Consider the following 20375-nt stretch of genomic DNA (forward strand, 5'->3'; position numbering starts at 1 on the left):
CATTCATTGTTTAAATACATGCAGTCAATTAATTTTTAGAACCCTGTGTCCATCGGAACCCAAAACCATAATGTTCATCTAAATATTTTTGATCTTTAAAATAACGAACTTCTCGGTTGGCTTGTATAGTGCCATTGTTATTCTTTAATTCTACAATAGAACATGTTGTCAATTGATTACCATCCGTCAAATGAACTTCAATTTCAGGTTGGTCTGGGATCTTAATGGTGACCACACCATCTGTTGCAGCCCATTGCGCAGCACCCTGATAAATATAAGCATAAATCACAATGCGTTCAATTTGATCCCATTGATTACCATTGATATGTAGATTTTCACCTTGTACAGATGAACCTGTACGATCATCGCCATCAAGCTGAATAAAAGGTTTGACCTCAAAACGGCCAAAACGATTACCCAGCGGTTGTACTAAATCAATTTCACCATTTTTAAGTTGCACCATCGCGCCAAGGTCTAGATCTATTGCACTTGAACCCGATAGTTTCTGAAAAAATGATTGGGATTTGGGCTGGCTTTTATTCCAGTTTAAATTGACTGAAATTTTTCCAAAACCATTGCCTTTCTTGGTTAAATTGATGGTTGAATTGTTTTTATCCAGTCGAATTTTAGAAAGATTAATATTTGAATTTGAATTTGAATTTGTAGGTGTAGGTATAGGTGTAGGTGTAGGTGTAGGTGTAGGTGTAGTATTTTTCACTTCATCGGCAATCACAACACCAAAGTTTTCAGCCAATGGCTTTAACCCACCATTAAATCCTTGACCAACAAAGCGAAATTTCCATTGGCTGTTATGTAAATAAATCTCTGCAAGGATTAAGGCTTTTTCAGTTCTATTCCGAGTATCCAAATGTGCAGTCGCAATACGCTGTTGCGCTGCATAAAGCTCAATATCAATCGGAACAATATTTCCAATGGTGTTTGGTTCATTGATCGTGACACAAATAGCGATTTTTTGAATTTGTGCATCTAAAAGTGCAGTATTGATTTTTAATTTGGTGAGATTTGGGTTCTTAGATGATGATTCTAGCAAAACAACACTTTGATTGGGGGTTTGACGTTGTCCATAAAAAATCATGTCCTGATCACCACGCACTTTAAGCGTGCCTTGGGCCAGTAAATATGCTGTAACATCTAATTCAATGTCAGATGAAAAACCTGTTTTTATACAAATTTCAATATCCTGAGCAGGTATTTGAATATTTCCACCAGCAACCAGCTGCATAAATCCTCCACTTTATAGGTATATTATCGCTTTTTGATAAAATGAATTTAAAATCATGCGTTGTTCAAATGAAGTTTTTAAATTAACTTTCTTTATAAAAAACAAATAAAAATAGATATGCTATGTTTTACCATAAAAATTCCTAATCTCAAGTGTTTCAGTGTTTTTTTCTTGGTATTTGATTACTTTTACAAAATATTAAAATTAAATATTGTATCACTATGGGGAATTGTTATATTTTCCAGCGCATCAGATAGTCGCTTTAAAAACTTCGTTATTCTTTATAAAAATTTGAGATTAAATTACCCGTGCTACAGCAATATAAAATTTGGATCGCCGAGTGTTATTCCTGTCAAAATGATATGATTCAATTACTGAAAAGTTCGAGTATATCAAAACAACTGACTATATTTTGTTCTCACAGCCGTAACCGTCCCGAACTTGCCTTAAGTGCTGATGTTTATCTTCAGCAACCTGCTATTTCAAAGAGCGCTGAATGGTTATTAGAACAATGTATTGAACATAATATTCAACTGCTCTTCTGTGGAAAACACAGCCAACATATTGAGCCGTTTAGAGCTCAATTTGAACAACATGCTATTCAGTTGATTACTGGTACACTCAGCTCAGAACAGCATGAGTTGATGAACAATAAATACCAATTTACCTTACATTGTGAAGCGCAAAATTTATCTGTCATTCCAGCGTTATTAGCCAATTCCACAGAAACGCTGAAAACATCCATTGAAACATTACAGCTACAACATAGTGAGATCTGCGCTAAGCCTGTTTATGGGGTTTATGGTGCCGGCTTTGTCCGCTTACAGAATCATGTATCGTACTTTAAAAACTTTAGCTCACCGACCAAATGTAATACTCAGCAATTTATAGAGGCATATAGTCAGCAGGAAGAGCCTGTTGAATATCTGATTATGCCTTATTTGGCTGGGCAAGAATGTTCAGTTGATATTGCTTGTAGTCAAGGAAAGATCATTGCTCAAGTAACCAGAATCAAACATGTTTATTTTCAAGAGTGTTTTTTGCAACATCCTTGTCATCAAATTTGTATAGATTTAGTCGATTATTTTCAATGTGATGGACTAATTAATATCCAATTTAAACAAGATGAAAGCTTGCAATGGCATATTCTTGAGATCAATCCACGCCCTGCTGGTGGTTTTGCTTATACACAACATACGGGAGTCAATTTGATTGCTGAACTGATTGCTGAAAAATTAAATTTGAATTTAGTTCGAGCACCACACCAATCGCCTGTAAAAGCTTTACCGATTGCCCATAGTATAAAATTGGATTTGTAATATAGATGAAGCATATAGATTTAAGTCGTGGGCGAATCAGTGTTCAAGTTAACCAACAACATAGCCACTGGGCTTTAGATGATTTATTAGATTTTGCAGAAAGAATTAATCCTAAAAGAGCATTTTTATTTGTTTCCAAAGTATTGGGGAAACATATCCCTGTCGCACCCTCTGTCATGCAGCGCAGTTATAGCGATTTAGCCAGTTTAGTACCTACAGATTTGGCTGGGCCAATCTGTGTCATTGGTATGGCCGAAACAGCAGTCGGTTTAGGTGCTGGGGTTTATCGTGAATTAAAAAAACAACATGGCAAAAATGCGATTTTCTTAACGACAACACGACACCCTGTATCGACTTTACCCACGTTGGGGCTTTTTCTAGAAGAACATAGCCATGCTCAGGATCAGTTTATTCTAAGCAGCCATGATTTAGCCAAACATCAGCAAGTGATTAATTCAAAAACTTTGATTTTAGTTGATGATGAAATTTCGACTGGAAAAACCTTTAAAAACCTGATCAACAGCTTAACCAATTCTGGTTTGCAGCAAGTTGAACGCGTGATCTTGGTCACGTTGGTGAACTGGGCTGAGCACAGTCTTGCAACGGATGAACTTGATATCCCTGTGGAAGTGGTTTCATTATTGCAAGGGAATTGGCAGTGGCAAGCGAATCAGCACAATATTCAGATTAATATGCCCAATGTCAGCTCCACTGAGCAACAGGCACAGAAAATTATTGCACCAAATAATTGGGGACGTGAGCCAGGTTATTTAGAATGTACGCCATGGGAACATATTCACATTAATCATCCAGGCGAAAAAATACTTGTACTGGGTTCAGGTGAGTTTAGTTGGATTCCTTTTCTTATTGCAGAACAGTTGGAACAACAAGGTGCTGAAACTTACTTTAGTTCAACAACACGTTCACCGATCATGCAAGGACATGCGATAAAAAGTATTTGCCAGTTTCATGATAATTATGGGTTAAATATCCAAAACTTTGCTTATAACGTAAAACATCAAGAATTTGATCGGGTGCTTTTGGTGATTGAAACACACCAAGATAGCGTAGACCCAAGCTTGTTTGAACAAATTAAAAATTTGGAAGTGATCAGTTATGAACCCTAAACCTTTAGTCTTTGTCGACTTGGATGACACTTTATTTCAAACTTATCGAAAACAGCAACCGACTCCACAACATCAAATGGTGACTACAGATGTTTCAGGACAACCGCTTTCATATATGAGTCCAAAACAGCAGTCTTTTTTGAATTGGTTGCTTGAATCTGCTGAGGTTGTGCCTGTAACTGCTCGCTCAGTTGAAGGCTTTAAACGTGTACAAATCCCTTTTAAATATGGTGCGATTTGTTCCCATGGTGGCACGATTCTGGATCAAAATTTAGCTGTGGATACTGACTGGTTTGATCTTCAAAAACAACATGAAATTCAACTCAATGGCATACTGACTGACTTGCCAGAAGCTTTGCATGACTATGCCAAAGATTTGGGTGCAGTAAGAACTTGGACTTTAGTTGAAAATGAACTGAGTATTTATTCTGTTGCGAAGCAAAAACAAGCTGGTGCGTTATTTTTAGATCGGCTTGTTGAGAAATTACCTCAACCGCTACTGGAACAGTGCTATATCCATATCAATGGCAATAATCTGGCGATTATTCCACATCATGTCAGCAAACAAAGCGCGGTTGAGTTTTATATTCAGAAACATGATCCGCAACGGGAACGTATTATTTTAGGTTGGGGCGATAGTCTATCAGATGCTGGATTCCTCAGCTGTTGCGACTGGTTTGGAATGCCGAAAAGCAGTCAGTTGGATAAGTTTCTCAATACGCATTTAAGCCATGATTTTGACACTAAAGGATATTTAGGTCATGTCTAATTCATTGATCACACCACTCAATCCAATATTGAACGAACTTGGCTTTCACGGTTCATATCGTCCCGAAGATGTCACTTTTTTGATGCAGATTGATGATATTCAACCCACTGCAGTTGAAGAAAAAGAATATCTGATCCAGTCAGGAAAAATGCACTATTCACAAATGATCAGTGCTGAACATGCGCCAACGGATGAACAAATGCAACATTATCAGCATGCCTTTGAACAAGGTGCACAGCGCCTTGCCGAAGAAGTTCAAAAAATTGGCAACAGTTTGATGCAACGTTTTCCCAAACAAGAGATTGTTTTGGTGAGCTTGGTTCGCGCTGGTGTTCCTTTAGGTGTCTTACTCAAGCATTACCTTGAAAAGCATCAGCCTTGTTATCACTATGGTATTAGTATTATTCGTGATCGAGGTGTCGACTTTGCTGCACTGCAAGCGATTATTGAACAACATGGTGCTGAGAATATCGTTTTTGTAGATGGCTGGACAGGTAAAGGTGCGATATGCAAAGAACTCACAAAAAATCTACAAGACATTCCTGAGCTCTTTGATGAAAATTGGCAGATCCCGCGTTTAGTTACCCTATCTGATTTGGGTGGTTATTCTTGGTTAAGTGCCAGTACAGATGATTGGTTGATTCCATTTGGTATATTGGGTTCAGTGATTTCTGGATTGACTTCTCGGACGATTCTAAAAGAAACGATTGAACAGCAAGATGCCCGTAAAAATTGCTATCAGACACAAAAATGGCACAGTTGTTTAATCTATGATCAGCTAAAACCTTATGACCTTTCTGTCAATTTTGTTGAGCAAATACAACTGTTGATTGAACAAAATCCAACGGATAAACAGGTGAGCTGGAACAATCAAATTCGTTTAGCACAACAGCAGCAATGTGCAGAAACGATTGAATGGATTGCAGCACAATATGCGATTCAAAATATTAACCATATAAAACCCAGTATTGCTGAAGCAACCCGTGCAGTTTTAAGACGCGTACCTGAACGAATCTTATTGAAAGATGAATCTAACCCTCATGTACAATTATTATTGCACTTTGCACGTGAGCGAAATATTCCAGTCGATATTCTGGGAACAAAATTAGGTCCTTATCACGCAGCAACATTGATAAAAAAAGTAGAGAAGAAAAAATGAAGCCACTTTTACACGCCATTGAACTTGGCGCGACCATGTATATTCCTGCAACACATGAACAATTGTGGGAAGTTACCCAAGGAATTAAGTTTCCTCAGATTAAATCAATTGCGGTATGCCTTGAAGATGCTGTACTTGAATCAGATGTTCAAACAGCGATGGTGAATTTAAAACTTTTATTGCAAAGACGACTGGATGAACCCAGTTTAAAAGCCCCTGCCATTTTTATCCGTCCAAGAAATATGGAAATGGCGAAGCACATTGTCGACTGGGATCTAAATCAAACATTTAATGGTATGATTTTGCCTAAGTTTAATGTATTTAATTTAAAAAATTGGATGAATGTATTACCTGCCAATTTGCAATATATGCCGACACTTGAAACCAAAGAAATCTTTGATGTGGCACACAATATTGAACTTTACCAAGCCCTTAAATATGACTTTCATAAAACTTTATGTTTAAGAATTGGTGGCAATGACCTCTTGTCCTGTTTAAATCTGCGTAGACCCAAAAATACTACGATTTATCAAACACCTGTGGGCATTCTGATTTCACAATTGGCGGGATTATTTATTCCCAATGGCTTTCAGCTAAGTTCACCCGTGTGTGAACATTTTGAAAATACACAGCTATTGATGCAAGAGCTGGAACAAGACATGAATAATGGAATTTATACCAAAACAGCAATTCATCCTGCTCAAATTGGTCATATCCATCATGCCTTACAAGTTCAGCCTGAAGATTTCCATGAAGCTCAATTAATCTTAGCACACGATGCTAAAAGTGTATTCAAAAGTCATGGTTCAATGATCGAACCTGCCACCCATAAAAATTGGGCTGAAATGATTTTACTCAGATATAAAACTTTTGGTTTGGTCAAATCCTCTTGTTCAACACACGACAAAATATTGGTGGTATAGGCCTTGTTTAGAGGTTGAAGCATCGCATTATGCTTCAACCATTTGTACCACAGCTAAACGACCGCCATCTTGTTTAGAAAATAAAATTTGAACACCATCTTTTAACTCAATTTTACCACCAATCGGGATCTGCGTTTTATTGGCAACATCGGTAAGATCAGGCATATCTTCATTGACCAACCACCACACATCATTATGTAAAACAAAATACCCTTTTCGCTTGGTCTGTTCTGCGGTTAAGCGTTCATTCGGTGCAATCATATTATTGGTATGCCATGCGTAAATAGATTGGCCTGTCCACACCATTAAACGATGATTATCGGGTCTAAAATTACCTTGCTGCCGTGCTGAGTATAAATTGAGAATAGGTAATTTACCTTTAAACGGCGTATGACAAAATGGACACTCAGGTTTAGTGGAATTATCAAAGACATACCACTTTTGACCACAACGGTGATTATGACAAGGCTGAATCAAATCCACTGTTTTAACCAAAGCTGTTTCCCAATCATTGGCTGAGGGACGCTTGGCAGGATCATGTAACCCCTCGACAAAGCTTTTCATAAATAACTCAGACAAATACGGTCCAGTCACTGTAAATGGTACTTTTGCAGGATCACCCCACGGCTGCTGACTGACTTTAAGTTGAGTCGGTTTTACCTGATTACTATGATCTGTTGGGTGTTCAATAAACAGCGCTTTTTCACCCATTCCCAGCGTTTCATCCTTTTGCGGATCATTCATATCATGAATTTTTCCACCACGTAACGGATGTCGATAGAGCAAATACATATAAATCAATACCGCCAAAGCATGTTTATCTGTCGCAATACTGGGTAAATAACGATCAGGATTGTCTTTGGATAAATGACTAGTGCGTACCACTTCTGGCGCAATAAAATCAGGAGTACCGACAACGTCCGGTGGGTATTTTCCAGGTACTACCAAACCATCAACGTCGATAACACTGGCACTCCCAGAAACAGGATCGACCAAAATATTTTTATAAGATAAATCTGAATGGGCCAAACCCGCAGCATGCATACGGCGTACTGCGCGGGAAATTAGAATTCCTATTTTAAGGTAATTTAGCCAAGTACCTTTTTCTTTGTCGTCGAGAAATCTGTTTTGGTTGTTTGCACTTGCAAACCATTTCCCTTCTTTTTCTTTGCCTTTGATTTGCAGAAAATCATTATTTTTTGAACCATATTCAAAGAAAAATTGTTTTCTATAGGTTGGGGCGGTAATCCCAAGCAAATTATTATATTCAACTAAACCATCTGGCCAGCAGAAAATATTCTTCCAATAATCTCCACCAATCCCATTAAAAATACTTTGCCATTTATTGCCTACAATTTCTTTTAAACGATCTTTTTGCTGCTCAAAGGTGGCTTTAGATTCATAAAACTTATTCTTTTCTTTACTGAAAAAGCACACCACATAACTACGATCAGGTGAAAAATATACATCTTTCATTGCACCTGAACCGATAATTTCATCTACAAATTCTATTTCACGTCCATCAACGGTGGTACATTTAATAATTTTTGCTGACATACTTGCCACCTTACACTATATTCTTCAAATACTTAGATATTATTTATACAGATATTGTTGAATGCTTATTCCATAATACAGCCATGGTACGATCATCATGATGCCCAGCTGTAAAGAAATGCATCCATTCCAACAATGCAGTATCAGCTGCCTCATTCTGTAGCAACGGATCCAGTTCACGGTATAAATTTTGCCATTTATCAAAATTGGATAAGCCAGAATCTGTTTCAAATTTTGGATCTGAAATACCATCTGTCATCAACATAATCGCATGGGTATCTTTAAAGCAGCCTATTTTTAAACGGTTTGGAAATTCTGTTGCAATACTCAGATCTAGAAACTTGGTCTGTCCTGCATATTCACCACCATCTGGAACATTCATCAGACGGACATTGTCCTCGCTATATACTGCGATTGCACCGTCTCCCACTGAGAATGTACTGATAAAGGTTTTGTCAGCTAATTTACATACGACCGCAACCAGCAATGTGGTTGAAAAATCTTTAGTATTTGCCCCAATCTGCTCTGCTTGTAATTTGATTTGGTTAATAATTGACTTATAAATTTCATAATATACATGATGAAACTGCTCATTTAACTTTTTGGCAACTGCAACAGTTTCAGCATCCTGACTGCCCACTTGCCACTTTTCTAAATCAGCAATCAGGCTTTTAACCGTGTGTGGGGTCAAATAGTTTTTAAACTCATTTTCAACAATCTCTACCGCAATTCGAGAGCCTTCTCTGGAGTATTGCGCACTGCCTGCACCATCTGCCACAGTCAAGACCGACCAAGGTGTATTGTCGATTAAAGTAATGGAAAAATCGTCATCTCTAAATAAGCCTGCATGCTCATGTGAACGGCCACGACGACTTGCAGCGATAATTTTATAGTCCACCGCATCAATCAAAGCTTGATCCAAATGTGGCTTGCTAAATTTTTGCCCAGACTCAGGTTCAATGACTTTCCATAAACTGCGTGGGTCTGCAATGACATTCAACCGACACTGGGCGGAGCGTGTTTCTCCATCAGCAATAAACTGAAAAGAAAATTCGATTGAATCTGCTTGTTGTGGTTCACCATGAATACGTTGTGTGGCTTCATCGAAATAAAAACTTGTATCTGGAAATTTAAAGCTTTCAGATTTGAATGTTAATTGATTGACATCATGTTGAGAAATCACTGAAATTTGAGATTGATAGTGTTGTCCAACTCGGGCATTTTCAACCTGAAATTTAATGTCTTCATATTTACTTCGTCTAAACACAGATTCGATCTCTAATCTATTCTTCTCAGTTTCAGAAGATATTATTTCAGGGGTTGAGTTTATATTTTCAGAATCAATTGTCGGCTTGTTTTCTAAATTGGGTTCAATTGTAGGGGCTGATGCTTGCTCGACTTGATCTGCAACAACTTGCTGTTCAACTTGTAGGATCGGTGCCAGTTGCAATGTTGTGTGAAGATCTAAAGTGACATTTTGCGTTTCGGAAATTGCTCCAACTAAGTTGGTGTTTTCAGATGATGTATGGAGTTGATCCACATTGACTAAAGGATCATCACAATTTTGTTGAATATTTTCATCTAGTTTGACTTGGTCATCAACTCTAGCGTGTTGATTGGTTTCTGTTTGCTGATTAAGACCGACTGGCTCTTGAACATTCTTTTGTACAGTAGCTTGGGTTGTATCCGAGCTTATAGTTTCATGCTGAGACTGTGCAGCAGATGCGTTATCCAATAAATCAGCTTCATCGATATTATTCAAACGCGGTGCAGCTATCTTCACTTTTTCCAATTCATTGATGAGTTTTGAAAGTTGTTTGAGATTTTGCGGATCACTTAATAGAAATTGTGAAAATGTCTCACTGAAATCAGCGGAATTATGTTCCAAAATCTGCTTTAATTTGCATACATCACTGTCCATTTTACCCTCTACCCATTTTTCTATTCTATTCGCTTGGTCACTCACCAATCACGATGCATTTAAGCGTTAAGCGATATAGATTTTTAATATTGTTCAATGCAGCAATGCTTTAATAATGTATCAACACATCAACCGATAAAGCCTAACCTTGCCCACGGGTTAAATCAAAATCTCCATCACCAGACGAGAAACTGATTTGTCGACGACACCACGGGCAAACCACAGATTCCCGATAGCCGTCATAACACATCAAATTACCGCATCCACATACCGCAAAAGCAGTCTCAGAAAAACAATGTGGACATTCAGGGAAACCATCGAGCTCGGCTGTATTGATCTGCTTATTTGATGCATTATGATCTGACCAAGTAAAATACTCCTCAGATATCTCACTACAGGTATCTAACTTAAAATTATAGATATTGATATTTAAATCAGCTGGACCTTTGTACTGTAAGTTACGTATATATTTGATGATATAAGGTTTATTCATCTTTTGGCAGCGACCCACAAATATCGCACAATGATCATCGGCTTTATTTTTTTGTAGGGACAATGCATCTTTTGCCAAGCGCATATAACGCTCATCAATCGGCAACAAGTCATCTTTTTGTTGATGGCTACCAATACTGATACTTTGTGAGACCACAGAGGCTGTGATCCACTTACACAAACCTTTGACATATTCTTGATTGATCTGATCAATTGAAATGGTATTTTCAGTGATCTTACTCAGCACAGAAAAATCAACATCTGCACCTAGACCGATGGCGACGACTGTTGCTTTATGCGCATATTTGGCATTCCAGCGTTGAATTGCCTGATCATATTCATCGGTTGGGCGACCATCGGTAAATATATAGACCATTGGCTTCCAGTCGCCTTTGACTTCACTGGTGGTTTTCATCACATAACGATCAATTTCCTGCCCCAAATGATCTAAAGCTTTGCCCAAATGTGTCCCACCACCCAAAGGCAAATTAAAATGATTAAAGGCAAATAACTCAGTTAAAGGAACCAATGTTCTGACAATCCCTGCATATGCAATCACTGAAACATATACAGTTTCAAGTGCATAAGGATCTTTTCTTAAACTGCTTAAAATAAATTCCACACCCTCTTGAACTGATTCGAGCGGTTGCCCGACCATTGATTCAGAACAATCAAGAACAAAAAATACCGGTAAACGGCGCATAACTTCACCTACATTATTTTTATCATATTATTCAAATACCTAAATCAAAAAGATAAGCGCTGATCTGTTTGATTTAGCATTTTTATCGTCACGTAATATTCAGTTATAAAACCAGCTGAATTTCGGCGGGTGGTGGTGGTAAAGAAATTGAATCAGATACTCCTGCACTACTGCTACCAGCAACCACACTTGCAGAAACCCACTTAAAGAAGCTGGCAAAACTATTTGAGTCCATGGTGTCTAACACAACCACTTGATCCGTCAGTTGTAGCAAGGATTCAGTTTTCGCTTTTGGCCCCGCAGCACAAGCGACAATCGTGGCAAAATTAAGCTGTTTAATTGTGGGAACTATTTGCTGATAAGCATAGACATCTGAGGGTGAACCATCTGTCATCAAGAACAATAACGGGCGCCAATCACCTTTAACATCATTGCTACTTTTCTGTACATTCTGTTGTACTTCCTGTGCCAGTAATTCCAATGCTGCACCCATAAATGTTGCTCCCACATTGGGTACATCTAGATCTGGAATTTGAACTTGATCTAAAGGGGTAAGCGGTAAATAAACTTTTGCTTCAATATCAAAAGTGATCACACTTAAATACACGCTTTCAAGCGCATAAGGATCTTGCCTTAATGCACTGAGCATCGACTGCAAGCCAACATTCACCGAGTGAATTGGCTCTCCACGCATAGAGCCAGATGTATCTAACAAAATATATACAGGTAAACGGCGCATTATATTCTCATTTTTTAACTATATTTTTTTAACCATTCCACGAAATTATCCGCGGGTGATGCATTACCGACCGCATTAAATTTCCAACCACTATTTTCTCTGACCAGTTCAGCAAATAACAATGAACGTTGTTGATCATATTGACCGATACCTGATAAATCAAAACGCACCATTTCTTTGCCAGTACCATCGACAGCACGAATAAAGGCATTTTTCACCTGACCAAAATGCTGATTGTTTTTTGCACCATTGTAAATTTGCACAATAAAGACAATCTTGTGATATTCAGCTGACAAGCTATTTAATTTGACAATAATTTGTTCATCATCGCCGTCACCAGCACCAGTACGGTTATCTCCAGTCAGCCAGATTTGCCCTGAACGATGTTTTAAATTATTAAAAAAGATAACATCACTGTTTTCGAGTGTGGCTTGACCTGCGGCATTCCAGCCCAGATCTTTTACTTTTCCACTAGCATCACATAAAAATGCCACCACATCTAGATCGTGTTCTTCACTCTTTGCGCCTGAAAATAATCCGCCTAAAAAGCCTTTCTTTTGCTCAGTGATATCCCAACCAAGTCCAATCGTCACTCGTTCTAAATCATGTTTAGATTTTTCAAGGCTGAGTCCTTGACCTTTCGCCAATGTAATTGCCATGCTATTTTCCTTTATTTTTATAGAACCACATTCACTTCAGGTGGTGGTGGTGGAAGATCATTTAAGCCTGTGACTTCTTTTTGACCTGCATCTACTTTTTGGCTTCCTGTAGAAATACTTGCAGAAACCCATTTAAAGAAGGCTTTAATGGTATTTGAATCTGCAGTTGCAAGTTCTACCACAACTTCTGTAATTTGTTTGAGAATACTGCTATCTGCATTATGTCCCGCTGCACAAGCAATAATCATCCCTGTCTTGGCTTGTTTTAGTTTTGCAAAACCTTTGGTCCAGTCATCCGTTGGTGCACCATCTGTCATAATAAAAACTAAGGGTTTCCAGTCACCACGGGTATCAGGTGTGGTTTTTTGCACTTCCTGATCAATTTTATCTGCCAGTAACCCAAGCGCTTCGCCCAACTGTGTAGTCCCCGTTGCCTGTAATTGAGGGGGTTGAAACATCGCAATTTCAGTTAAGGGAATCAACTGTTTGGCTTGAGTATCAAAAGTAATAATAGACAAATAGGCTGTTTCAAGCGCATAAGGATCTTGTCTGAGTGAAGAAACCAGTATTTCAACACCATTTTTAACGGCTTCAATCGGTTCACCATGCATCGAACCTGAGGTATCTAATAATAAATATACGGGTAATCTTCTCATTTGTTTATCTCTGTTGAATGTCTCGTTAATTTTTAATCTTTATGCATATGTTTATATAAAAAATTGAACTAAAAACAAAGCTTTTTTATCATTTTTAATACCTAATTTTTTATCCAAATATCAAATTTTGCTTAAATCCGCTGTTTTTTAATTGAGCTTATCCTGACATATTATTTGTTTTATGCTGGGTGATATTTTAAAAATAATCGCAAAATTCTAAGCTATAATTGTTTCATTACTTACCTTAATCTGAATCCTCAGATTTTAAAGTCCAATATGTCAAAAAATCTCGCAACCCTGATTGGTTTAAGTGCCATTTTACAATGGTCTTCCATTGTCGGTTTATTGAAAAAAATTAGTTTTAGTTTGGGCGCTGAGTTGGCTGTGCTGCTGATGTATACACTGAGCACATGTATTTTATTAATATTTTTTAAAATCCCAAATTTAAAATTAATTTCAAAAAAATATCTGATATTTTCTACCTTATTGTTTGTTATTTATGAATTATGTTTTTCTTATGCCATTGCACTAGCACAAACCGCCCAACAAGCCATAGAAGTTAGCCTGGTCAATTACCTCTGGCCGGGCTTAACTGTTGCGATGCTGATCCTCTTTAAAGAAATTAAATTTAATGTCTTTGTTATTGTCGGTTTAGCCATCAGCTTAAGTGGAATTATTTTGATTCAAACCGGACAAGGTGCTTTAACATGGTCTAATATTTTATCCAATATTCTCGAAAATCCAATCAGTTATATTTTGGCATTTGTTGGGGCAACGCTGTGGTCCTTATATTGTGTCATTACCAAAAAATATAGTGATGGGCATAATCCAATTTCATTTTTCTTTGTGGCAATCAGTATAGTGCTGTGGAGTAAATACCTGTGGTCAAATGGATTGAGTTTAAATGCAATTCCAGAAGTTGAACTTACAACAATAGGATTATTAGGCATTGTTTCAGTGGTGATGGCCTTGGGCTATGCCGCTTGGAATATTGGCATTATCAAAGGCAATATTACGATTTTGGTGACTTTATCTTATTTTAGTCCAGTCATCTCAACTTTGATTTCAATGTTTATCTTACAAACCAATCTACCAACAGAGTTTTGGTATGGCGTGATCTTGGTGACTTCAGGCTCTTTGGTGTGTTGGATTTCGACAAATTGGCAACAATTAAAAGACAAACTATTCAGTGCTTTAAATTAAATGCTTGCTGATCAGCATGCATTTTAAATAAATACCATCCAAGCAATCATTCAACAGCTTAAGTTGCATTTAATCCATATTGAATGATCAACTTAGTAAATGGCCCCACTACTTTAGATTCAATTTAGGGGGGCCATGAATCGCTTAAATTGTTTGCTTAGATTTATCTGCAAGTTTAACCAGACAAATAACCTTCACGTTTAAGATCCGCTGTCGTACTCAGAATCGCTTTACGTAATGTTGTCACGATAAAGTCTACATGTTGTTTATTTAAAATTAAGGGTGGCGACATAATATTCATATGACCAACTGGACGAATGATTAACCCATCTTTCTGGCAATAATCTGCAATTCGAGAACCTACATTGACTGAACTCGGGAAAAGTTCCTTAGTTTTCTTATTGGCTAAGTTTTCAATACACATCATAAATTTCTTACCACGAACCTCCCCGACAATGTCTAAGTCAACCAATGTGTGTAATTGATCTTCAAAATATTGACCTACATCATTGACATGTTGCAGTAAATTTTCACGCTCGATAATTTCAATATTTTTTAGTGCCGCTGCACAAGAAACAGGATGACCTGAATAGGTAAATCCATGGGTAAATAACGCACCATCTGCCTGAGGCTTACCAATCACTTTTGCGATATCATCAGATATAATCGTTGCACCTAAGGGTAAGTAACCTGAAGATAAGCCTTTGGCACAAGTAATAATATCTGGAACGATATCAAACTCTGATTCTGAAGCAAAAAAGTGCCCTAAGCGCCCAAACGCAGTCACAACTTCATCAGACACATATAAAACCCCATATTTATGACATACTTCAAGGGCTTTTTTATGATATCCCGGCGGAGGTACGATAACACCGCCAGCACCCATGATCGGTTCTGCAAAAAACGCAGCGACATTTTCTGGACCCAATTCCAAAATTTTATTTTCTAACTCTTGTACCTTTTCATTGCAGAACGCTTCTAAGCTTTGACCTTCCGCTCTACGATATGGATTTGGACATGAAATCTGGTGGACCAATTCGCGATCAATATCAAAACCGATATGGTCAAACTCAACACCAGTTAATGACATACTGATATAGGTACTGCCATGGTAACCATCTTTGCGCGAGATTAATTTTTTCTTGCTTGGTTGACCAAGTTGATTGAAATAAAAGTGAATGAGTCGTACAGCAGTATCATTGGCAACTGAACCTCCGCAACCAAACAGTACATGATTCAAATTTCCAGGCGCTAATTCAGCCAGTTTTGCAGATAATTTTGCAGCGGGGATCGAAGTATGGTGACCAAATGCAGAATAATAAGGAATTTGCATAATCTGTTCTGAAATGGCATCGGCAATTTCTTGACGCCCATAACCCACATTGACGCACCATAAACCACCAATACCATCCAGATATTTATTGCCTTCAGCATCAAAAACATAACACCCTTCACCGTGTGCAAGAATCATGGCACCTTCATCTTTAAAAGTTGCAAAGTCAGTCCATGGATGAATATGGTGATCTTTATCTTTTTTCCAAACTTCTGTAATTTCTGTTGTTGATAACTGCTTCATAAGATAACTCCTTGTTAAAATTCTGCTTTTATTTGGTCAAACTTTCGATGGATTCTGGTTGAAAGAGTTGTCTTTTCATCACCAATTTGATCCAAAGAATACTGATGATTGTGGTAAAACCAATCACAATTCCGACCCAGGTAAATATTTTGACTCTCAAATCTGGGGTAGGCACAGCATAGAAAATCGTAAGTACCATCCCGATAATGCCAATGATTTGCAGGAATGGATAAAATGGTGCTTTATAAGGTCTTGCCATCTGTGGGTAGCGTTTACGCAACACAATCACATTGATATGTGCAATCACATAAGCGATCAACCAAGAGATACATGCTGCTGTTAACAGAACTTTAATCACATCGGTTTCACTCTGTGAAAACAACATCGGTATCATGATGATGACGGCAACAAATACAACGCCCACCCAAGGCACATTATTTTTCTGATTGACTCGGGCAAAAATTGATAACACTTGTTTATTGCTCGCCATGCCCTGTAACATACGTGGTAAGGCAGCTAAAGTCGCATTTAAGGTACTTAAGGTGGCAAATAAAGCGCCAATCGCAATAAACAGTAAGCCAGTCGGGCCAAATACCGCCGTTGCATATTCAATATGTGGGGTCAAAGAATTGACCAGATGCTCTTGGGGTAAGAAATACAGTGCACCAACGCCATATAAAGAAATGGTGATAAAAATCGTAGTTAAACCGATATACATCGATCTTGGAATATTTTTACTGGGATTTTTGGATTCTTCGATCATCGGAACAACAAACTCGACGCCAACAAATCCCCAAAAAGCCAAAGCAACCAGAGCAACCAGAGCCACAGTATTTGTATCAAAAGTAATTGTATAATCAACTACTTGAGTATGCGGATAAACCCAACCGCTGATCGCAAATATACCGAGTAAAAGTAATAACACCACCATGACAAAAGCCACGGTATTTTGAACTTTGGAGAAGATATCAATTTTCAGCAGATTTAAACCCACTGAAATAAATAAAATCAAAAAGCCAATGCCAAAATAGGGAACATCCAGCTTAAATATTTTTTTGATCACATCATCGATTAAAATCAGTTCTGCTGAAACAGCAAACATTGCCACCAAAATATAACCGCAAAATACCGAAAGCATCGCGGGTAAATGCCCTGTTGCGACTAGACTATAATCACTGATACTGCCACTTTTAGGAATTAATAATGCCAACTCTGCAAAAGAGGTCGCATAGCTCAGCGCTAAAAAGAATCCGATAATCAGCGGAATAAAGAAACTTATTCCGCTTAAGCCAAATCCTTGCAAAATAATCACCATCACACCTTGTGATAGCACTAAACCTACTGCAATGGCGATCAAGTTAAACAAAGTTAACTTTTTTGCATTCACCTGTTTTGCATTCACCTGTTTTGCCTGATCGATTAAACGACTTCCTTGCTTATTGTTTTTTCCTGTCATGTGCTCCTCCCTCCTAGAGTGGGCATTAAACCTTGAAATTTAAAACTTATTTCATGCCGTTTTTTCTTCTTTATTGATTAAATTTCTTTGAGTTTTATCTTGATACTTTAAATACTGACGTTGAATATCAATGTGGCCTGCCACGCGTTTTGCATCATGCCAAACGCCCCAAATAAAGCTTGAACCACGCCCAGATAAATAAGGTAGACCAATAAAATAAATACCGGGTTCTGTTGAGACACCAAGCTTATGGTTGGGCCGCCCATTTGCATCAAAAGCATTGACTTCTAACCAACTATGATCAAAACCAAAGCCAGAGGCCCAAATAATTGAAGTGATCCCTGCTTGTGCTAAATTAAGCTCTAAAATAGGCTGTTGAATGCATTCAGCATCATCTAAAATAATCCGAGCTTCTGGCTCCTCAGGTAAATCTATACCGGTACGCTGAACATAGGCATCCGCAGCATCTAAAAACTCAAAATACGCTTTATCACCATCGGCTAATGACTGTTGCAAATCATTTTGAAAACGAACCCGCTCAGCTTCAAATTGCATCGTCATGCCCAGTAAAGTGATGCCTTGTTGTGCGAGACGTCTAAAATCAATGGAATGCCCACCATGTGCACCGCTCACAGCCAAACCTTTCAACGGTCCTGTATCGGTTTTAACACTATCCCATCCACCCAACACCCCGAGCCACCAAACATTATCGCGTTGACGATAAACACGTGGTGGACGTTCATGCGCTCCCACAGACAAATAGACTTTTTTACCAGCACGATTTAACTCATCTGCGATTTGAATTCCAGAAGAACCAGCACCCACTACTAAAACAGCACCCTCAGGGATTTGTTGTGGATTTTTATATTGGTCTGAATGGATTTGGTATAAACCCGTTTGCTGAGGCGCAATCGAAGGAATAATGGCTTTTTGAAAAGGCCCTGTTGCTACAACGACACGTTGTGCTATTAAAGTGCCTTTAGAGGTTTCAACAACAAAACCCGCAGCTTGCGCATTTGCTTGGACCTTTTTAACTTCAACATTGCTATAAATCGGTGCATTAAAGCGCTTGGCATATTTTTCAAAGTATTCAGCAACTTGGTCATGATGTACAAAACTATCTGGATCAAGATCAAATTCCATATTGGGAAAGCGATCGTGCCAACAAGGTCCATTCGCTACCAAAGAATCCCAACGGCGTGTACGCCAAGCTTCTGCAATACGGTTTTTTTCTAATACCACATGTGGAATTTTGAGTTCTGTAAGGTGCTCACTCATCGCAACTCCAGCTTGGCCAGCACCAACCACAACGGTATCTATTTCTAATTTATTTAAACTCATCTTTTTTTCCTTATCAGATCGAGTAACTTGCTTCCAACAACAACTCTTTTGTTGAATAGACATTTACCAACTACTGCCAATCACACTTGTTTGGCTGTATATGTTTGCTGCAGATTTCATGTTCAAAAAATGAAATATCAAAGCTGCACAAAACATGATTTAAGAAAAATATAGGGAGCCGAGCAGCAAAGCGAAAATAGAATATCCAAAACAAATGCATCAAAAAATCTGAAGCCATACAATAAGTATATGAAATTAATAAAAAATATATGCCAGACTATCATTCTTTTTTAATTTTTTTTATTACTACGGAAAAAGTAAATTACTAGAAAGGAAAACACAAATTGTGAGCGCTCACGAAGTAAGCATACTAGAGAAACATGATAATTAACTGAGGATTGAGCTGTGAAACATACCCGCATTCGAACATTTAATACCAAAAAAACTTATCCAGAGCAGAATTTAGATAATGACCTATGCCAAGCTGTGGTTGCACGTGGACGAACTGTTTTTCTTCGCGGTCAAATTGGACAAAATCTGGATACATCGGAAAGTGTTGCTATAGGTGATGTCAAGGGTCAGACCGAACAGGCGATGTACAACATTGACATGCTACTCAAAGAAGCTGGGGGAGAATTGGCTGATATTTGTAAAATTACCATATATATCGTTGATCCACGCTTCCGTGAAGATGTCTATGGTGTTGTCGGTAAATGGCTCAAAGGGGTTTACCCTGTCTCAACGGGTATCGTTGTCTCCGCTTTGGCACGTCCAGAATGGCTTGTCGAAGTTGATGCAATTGCCGTTATTCCAGACTAAAAACCATCAAGATGTGAGGGAAATATGACATTTTCAATTATTGCGAGATGTAGTGAAACAGGACAATTCGGTGCAGCGATTAGTTCATCCTCTCCAGCCGTTGCATCAAGATGTATACGTGCCAAAGCTGGGATTGGTGTTGCAGCAAGCCAGAATATAACCGATCCTCAATTGGCCAGCATTTTACTTGAAATGACCAAATATAATATATCGCCTAAAAATGCGATTACAGAATTAACTAAAAATACCGATTTTATTGAATACCGCCAATTAACTTTACTTGACGCAGTGAATGAGCCTTTTGCCTTTAGTGGAGAAAATAGCTTAGGAATTTATACACAACATATAGGGAAACATGCCGTTTGTGCAGGTAATTTACTTGCAAATGAGAATGTTACTCATGTTATGCTCAAACACTTCGAACAAAGTAAAGGCACGTTAGCTGAGCGTTTACTTTATGCATTAGACGCAGGAAAACAGGCTGGTGGAGAAGCAGGAGCAGTACATTCTGCTGGTCTTTTGGTTGTTGACAAATTGGAATGGCCAATTGTTGACTTACGCGTGGACTGGTCAGATCAACCCATTTCCGACCTTATCGCACTATGGCAGATATATGAACCGCAAATTGATGATTATGTTTTAAGAGCTTTAAACCCGATCAATGCTCGCAGCTATGGTGTTCCAGGAAATGAATAAATTTTTCGAGGGTATAC

At 38.2% G+C, this 20375-nt stretch carries 18 protein-coding genes; 8 read left to right on the forward strand and 10 right to left on the reverse strand.

Translation table 11 applies throughout. The annotated features are described in order from the left end of the window. Positions 1 to 28: 28 nt before the first annotated feature. On the reverse strand, positions 29 to 1243 hold the full coding sequence (locus ASC84_RS02130) for a TerD family protein (protein ID WP_056511218.1): 1215 nt from the start codon (positions 1241 to 1243) through the stop codon (positions 29 to 31). Positions 1244 to 1605: 362 nt separating this feature from the next. Here ASC84_RS02130 and ASC84_RS02135 point away from each other — a divergent pair, with 362 nt between their 5' ends. The 5 genes from ASC84_RS02135 to ASC84_RS02155 are packed head-to-tail and all read left to right on the forward strand — an operon-like array spanning position 1606 to position 6540. Continuing rightward, positions 1606 to 2562, forward strand: a complete 957-nt coding sequence (locus ASC84_RS02135) for an ATP-grasp domain-containing protein (RefSeq protein ID WP_227515076.1) — start codon at positions 1606 to 1608, stop codon at positions 2560 to 2562. 5 nt (positions 2563 to 2567) lie between these two features. Continuing rightward, on the forward strand, positions 2568 to 3689 hold the full coding sequence (locus ASC84_RS02140; RefSeq protein WP_056511222.1) for a phosphoribosyltransferase domain-containing protein: 1122 nt from the start codon (positions 2568 to 2570) through the stop codon (positions 3687 to 3689). Further along, entirely contained in the window at positions 3679 to 4458 is a 780-nt protein-coding gene (locus ASC84_RS02145) for an HAD family hydrolase (RefSeq protein ID WP_056511226.1), read from the forward strand. The genes ASC84_RS02140 and ASC84_RS02145 overlap by 11 nt, the downstream gene beginning before the upstream one ends. Further along, positions 4451 to 5617, forward strand: a complete 1167-nt coding sequence (locus ASC84_RS02150; RefSeq protein WP_056511229.1) for a cysteine protease StiP family protein — start codon at positions 4451 to 4453, stop codon at positions 5615 to 5617. Before ASC84_RS02145 ends, ASC84_RS02150 begins: the two co-directional genes overlap by 8 nt. Continuing rightward, positions 5614 to 6540: an HpcH/HpaI aldolase/citrate lyase family protein gene (locus ASC84_RS02155; protein WP_056511232.1), complete on the forward strand. Its 927-nt coding sequence runs from the start codon at positions 5614 to 5616 to the stop codon at positions 6538 to 6540. The genes ASC84_RS02150 and ASC84_RS02155 overlap by 4 nt, the downstream gene beginning before the upstream one ends. Before the next feature lie 27 nt (positions 6541 to 6567). Here the strand turns inward: ASC84_RS02155 and ASC84_RS02160 are convergent, their stop codons facing one another. The 6 genes from ASC84_RS02160 to ASC84_RS02185 form a co-directional block, all read right to left on the reverse strand. Next, the gene (locus tag ASC84_RS02160) at positions 6568 to 8097 is read right to left on the reverse strand and encodes a helix-hairpin-helix domain-containing protein (RefSeq protein WP_004720359.1); all 1530 of its coding nucleotides are present in this window, start codon (positions 8095 to 8097) and stop codon (positions 6568 to 6570) included. A gap of 43 nt (positions 8098 to 8140) precedes the next feature. Then, the gene (locus tag ASC84_RS02165) at positions 8141 to 10018 is read right to left on the reverse strand and encodes a PP2C family serine/threonine-protein phosphatase (protein WP_056511233.1); all 1878 of its coding nucleotides are present in this window, start codon (positions 10016 to 10018) and stop codon (positions 8141 to 8143) included. Between the two features lie 142 nt (positions 10019 to 10160). Beyond that, positions 10161 to 11213, reverse strand: coding sequence for a TerY-C metal binding domain-containing protein (locus ASC84_RS02170; protein ID WP_056511236.1), 1053 nt, complete (start codon positions 11211 to 11213; stop codon positions 10161 to 10163). A 103-nt stretch (positions 11214 to 11316) separates the two neighbouring features. Continuing rightward, positions 11317 to 11952, reverse strand: coding sequence for a VWA domain-containing protein (locus tag ASC84_RS02175; protein ID WP_004821620.1), 636 nt, complete (start codon positions 11950 to 11952; stop codon positions 11317 to 11319). A gap of 14 nt (positions 11953 to 11966) precedes the next feature. Continuing rightward, positions 11967 to 12611 (reverse strand): TerD family protein, encoded by a 645-nt coding sequence (locus ASC84_RS02180; protein ID WP_004720351.1) that lies wholly within the window; start codon positions 12609 to 12611, stop codon positions 11967 to 11969. A 17-nt stretch (positions 12612 to 12628) separates the two neighbouring features. Then, positions 12629 to 13267: a VWA domain-containing protein gene (locus ASC84_RS02185; RefSeq protein ID WP_034613146.1), complete on the reverse strand. Its 639-nt coding sequence runs from the start codon at positions 13265 to 13267 to the stop codon at positions 12629 to 12631. Between the two features lie 276 nt (positions 13268 to 13543). Between ASC84_RS02185 and yddG the strand changes: the two genes are divergently transcribed. Beyond that, positions 13544 to 14470, forward strand: a complete 927-nt coding sequence (yddG, locus tag ASC84_RS02190; protein ID WP_056511239.1) for an aromatic amino acid DMT transporter YddG — start codon at positions 13544 to 13546, stop codon at positions 14468 to 14470. Between the two features lie 175 nt (positions 14471 to 14645). On the opposite strand, the gene ASC84_RS02195 is transcribed toward yddG, so the two are convergent. The 3 genes from ASC84_RS02195 to ASC84_RS02205 are packed head-to-tail and all read right to left on the reverse strand — an operon-like array spanning position 14646 to position 18843. After that, positions 14646 to 16046: an aminotransferase gene (locus tag ASC84_RS02195; protein WP_034613153.1), complete on the reverse strand. Its 1401-nt coding sequence runs from the start codon at positions 16044 to 16046 to the stop codon at positions 14646 to 14648. A 28-nt stretch (positions 16047 to 16074) separates the two neighbouring features. Continuing rightward, the gene (locus ASC84_RS02200; protein ID WP_056511243.1) at positions 16075 to 17502 is read right to left on the reverse strand and encodes an APC family permease; all 1428 of its coding nucleotides are present in this window, start codon (positions 17500 to 17502) and stop codon (positions 16075 to 16077) included. A 51-nt stretch (positions 17503 to 17553) separates the two neighbouring features. Then, positions 17554 to 18843, reverse strand: a complete 1290-nt coding sequence (locus tag ASC84_RS02205; RefSeq protein ID WP_056511246.1) for an NAD(P)/FAD-dependent oxidoreductase — start codon at positions 18841 to 18843, stop codon at positions 17554 to 17556. A 405-nt stretch (positions 18844 to 19248) separates the two neighbouring features. Here ASC84_RS02205 and ASC84_RS02210 point away from each other — a divergent pair, with 405 nt between their 5' ends. Next, positions 19249 to 19662 carry a RidA family protein gene (locus tag ASC84_RS02210; RefSeq protein WP_056511249.1) on the forward strand — a complete coding sequence of 138 codons (414 nt, stop codon included), beginning with the start codon at positions 19249 to 19251 and terminating at the stop codon, positions 19660 to 19662. A 24-nt stretch (positions 19663 to 19686) separates the two neighbouring features. Beyond that, on the forward strand, positions 19687 to 20358 hold the full coding sequence (locus ASC84_RS02215; protein WP_056511252.1) for a DUF1028 domain-containing protein: 672 nt from the start codon (positions 19687 to 19689) through the stop codon (positions 20356 to 20358). Positions 20359 to 20375: the final 17 nt, after the last annotated feature.

Source organism: Acinetobacter sp. Root1280, from assembly GCF_001425285.1.
Taxonomy (GTDB): Bacteria; Pseudomonadota; Gammaproteobacteria; order Pseudomonadales; family Moraxellaceae; genus Acinetobacter; species Acinetobacter guillouiae.

Bases quoted from the DNA above. Each gene is read 5' to 3' on its own strand.
- ASC84_RS02200 (WP_056511243.1), bottom strand. From the start codon at position 17,502: ATGACAGGAAAAAACAATAAGCAAGGAAGTCGTTTAATCGATCAGGCA.
- ASC84_RS02185 (WP_034613146.1), bottom strand. From the start codon at position 13,267: ATGAGAAGATTACCCGTATATTTATTATTAGATACCTCAGGTTCGATG.
- ASC84_RS02150 (WP_056511229.1), top strand. From the start codon at position 4,451: ATGTCTAATTCATTGATCACACCACTCAATCCAATATTGAACGAACTT.
- ASC84_RS02140 (WP_056511222.1), top strand. From the start codon at position 2,568: ATGAAGCATATAGATTTAAGTCGTGGGCGAATCAGTGTTCAAGTTAAC.
- ASC84_RS02180 (WP_004720351.1), bottom strand. From the start codon at position 12,611: ATGGCAATTACATTGGCGAAAGGTCAAGGACTCAGCCTTGAAAAATCT.
- ASC84_RS02135 (WP_227515076.1), top strand. From the start codon at position 1,606: ATGATTCAATTACTGAAAAGTTCGAGTATATCAAAACAACTGACTATA.
- ASC84_RS02170 (WP_056511236.1), bottom strand. From the start codon at position 11,213: ATGCGCCGTTTACCGGTATTTTTTGTTCTTGATTGTTCTGAATCAATG.
- ASC84_RS02205 (WP_056511246.1), bottom strand. From the start codon at position 18,843: ATGAGTTTAAATAAATTAGAAATAGATACCGTTGTGGTTGGTGCTGGC.
- ASC84_RS02195 (WP_034613153.1), bottom strand. From the start codon at position 16,046: ATGAAGCAGTTATCAACAACAGAAATTACAGAAGTTTGGAAAAAAGAT.
- ASC84_RS02145 (WP_056511226.1), top strand. From the start codon at position 3,679: ATGAACCCTAAACCTTTAGTCTTTGTCGACTTGGATGACACTTTATTT.
- ASC84_RS02165 (WP_056511233.1), bottom strand. From the start codon at position 10,018: ATGGACAGTGATGTATGCAAATTAAAGCAGATTTTGGAACATAATTCC.
- ASC84_RS02155 (WP_056511232.1), top strand. From the start codon at position 5,614: ATGAAGCCACTTTTACACGCCATTGAACTTGGCGCGACCATGTATATT.
- yddG (WP_056511239.1), top strand. From the start codon at position 13,544: ATGTCAAAAAATCTCGCAACCCTGATTGGTTTAAGTGCCATTTTACAA.
- ASC84_RS02130 (WP_056511218.1), bottom strand. From the start codon at position 1,243: ATGCAGCTGGTTGCTGGTGGAAATATTCAAATACCTGCTCAGGATATT.
- ASC84_RS02175 (WP_004821620.1), bottom strand. From the start codon at position 11,952: ATGCGCCGTTTACCTGTATATATTTTGTTAGATACATCTGGCTCTATG.
- ASC84_RS02215 (WP_056511252.1), top strand. From the start codon at position 19,687: ATGACATTTTCAATTATTGCGAGATGTAGTGAAACAGGACAATTCGGT.
- ASC84_RS02160 (WP_004720359.1), bottom strand. From the start codon at position 8,097: ATGTCAGCAAAAATTATTAAATGTACCACCGTTGATGGACGTGAAATA.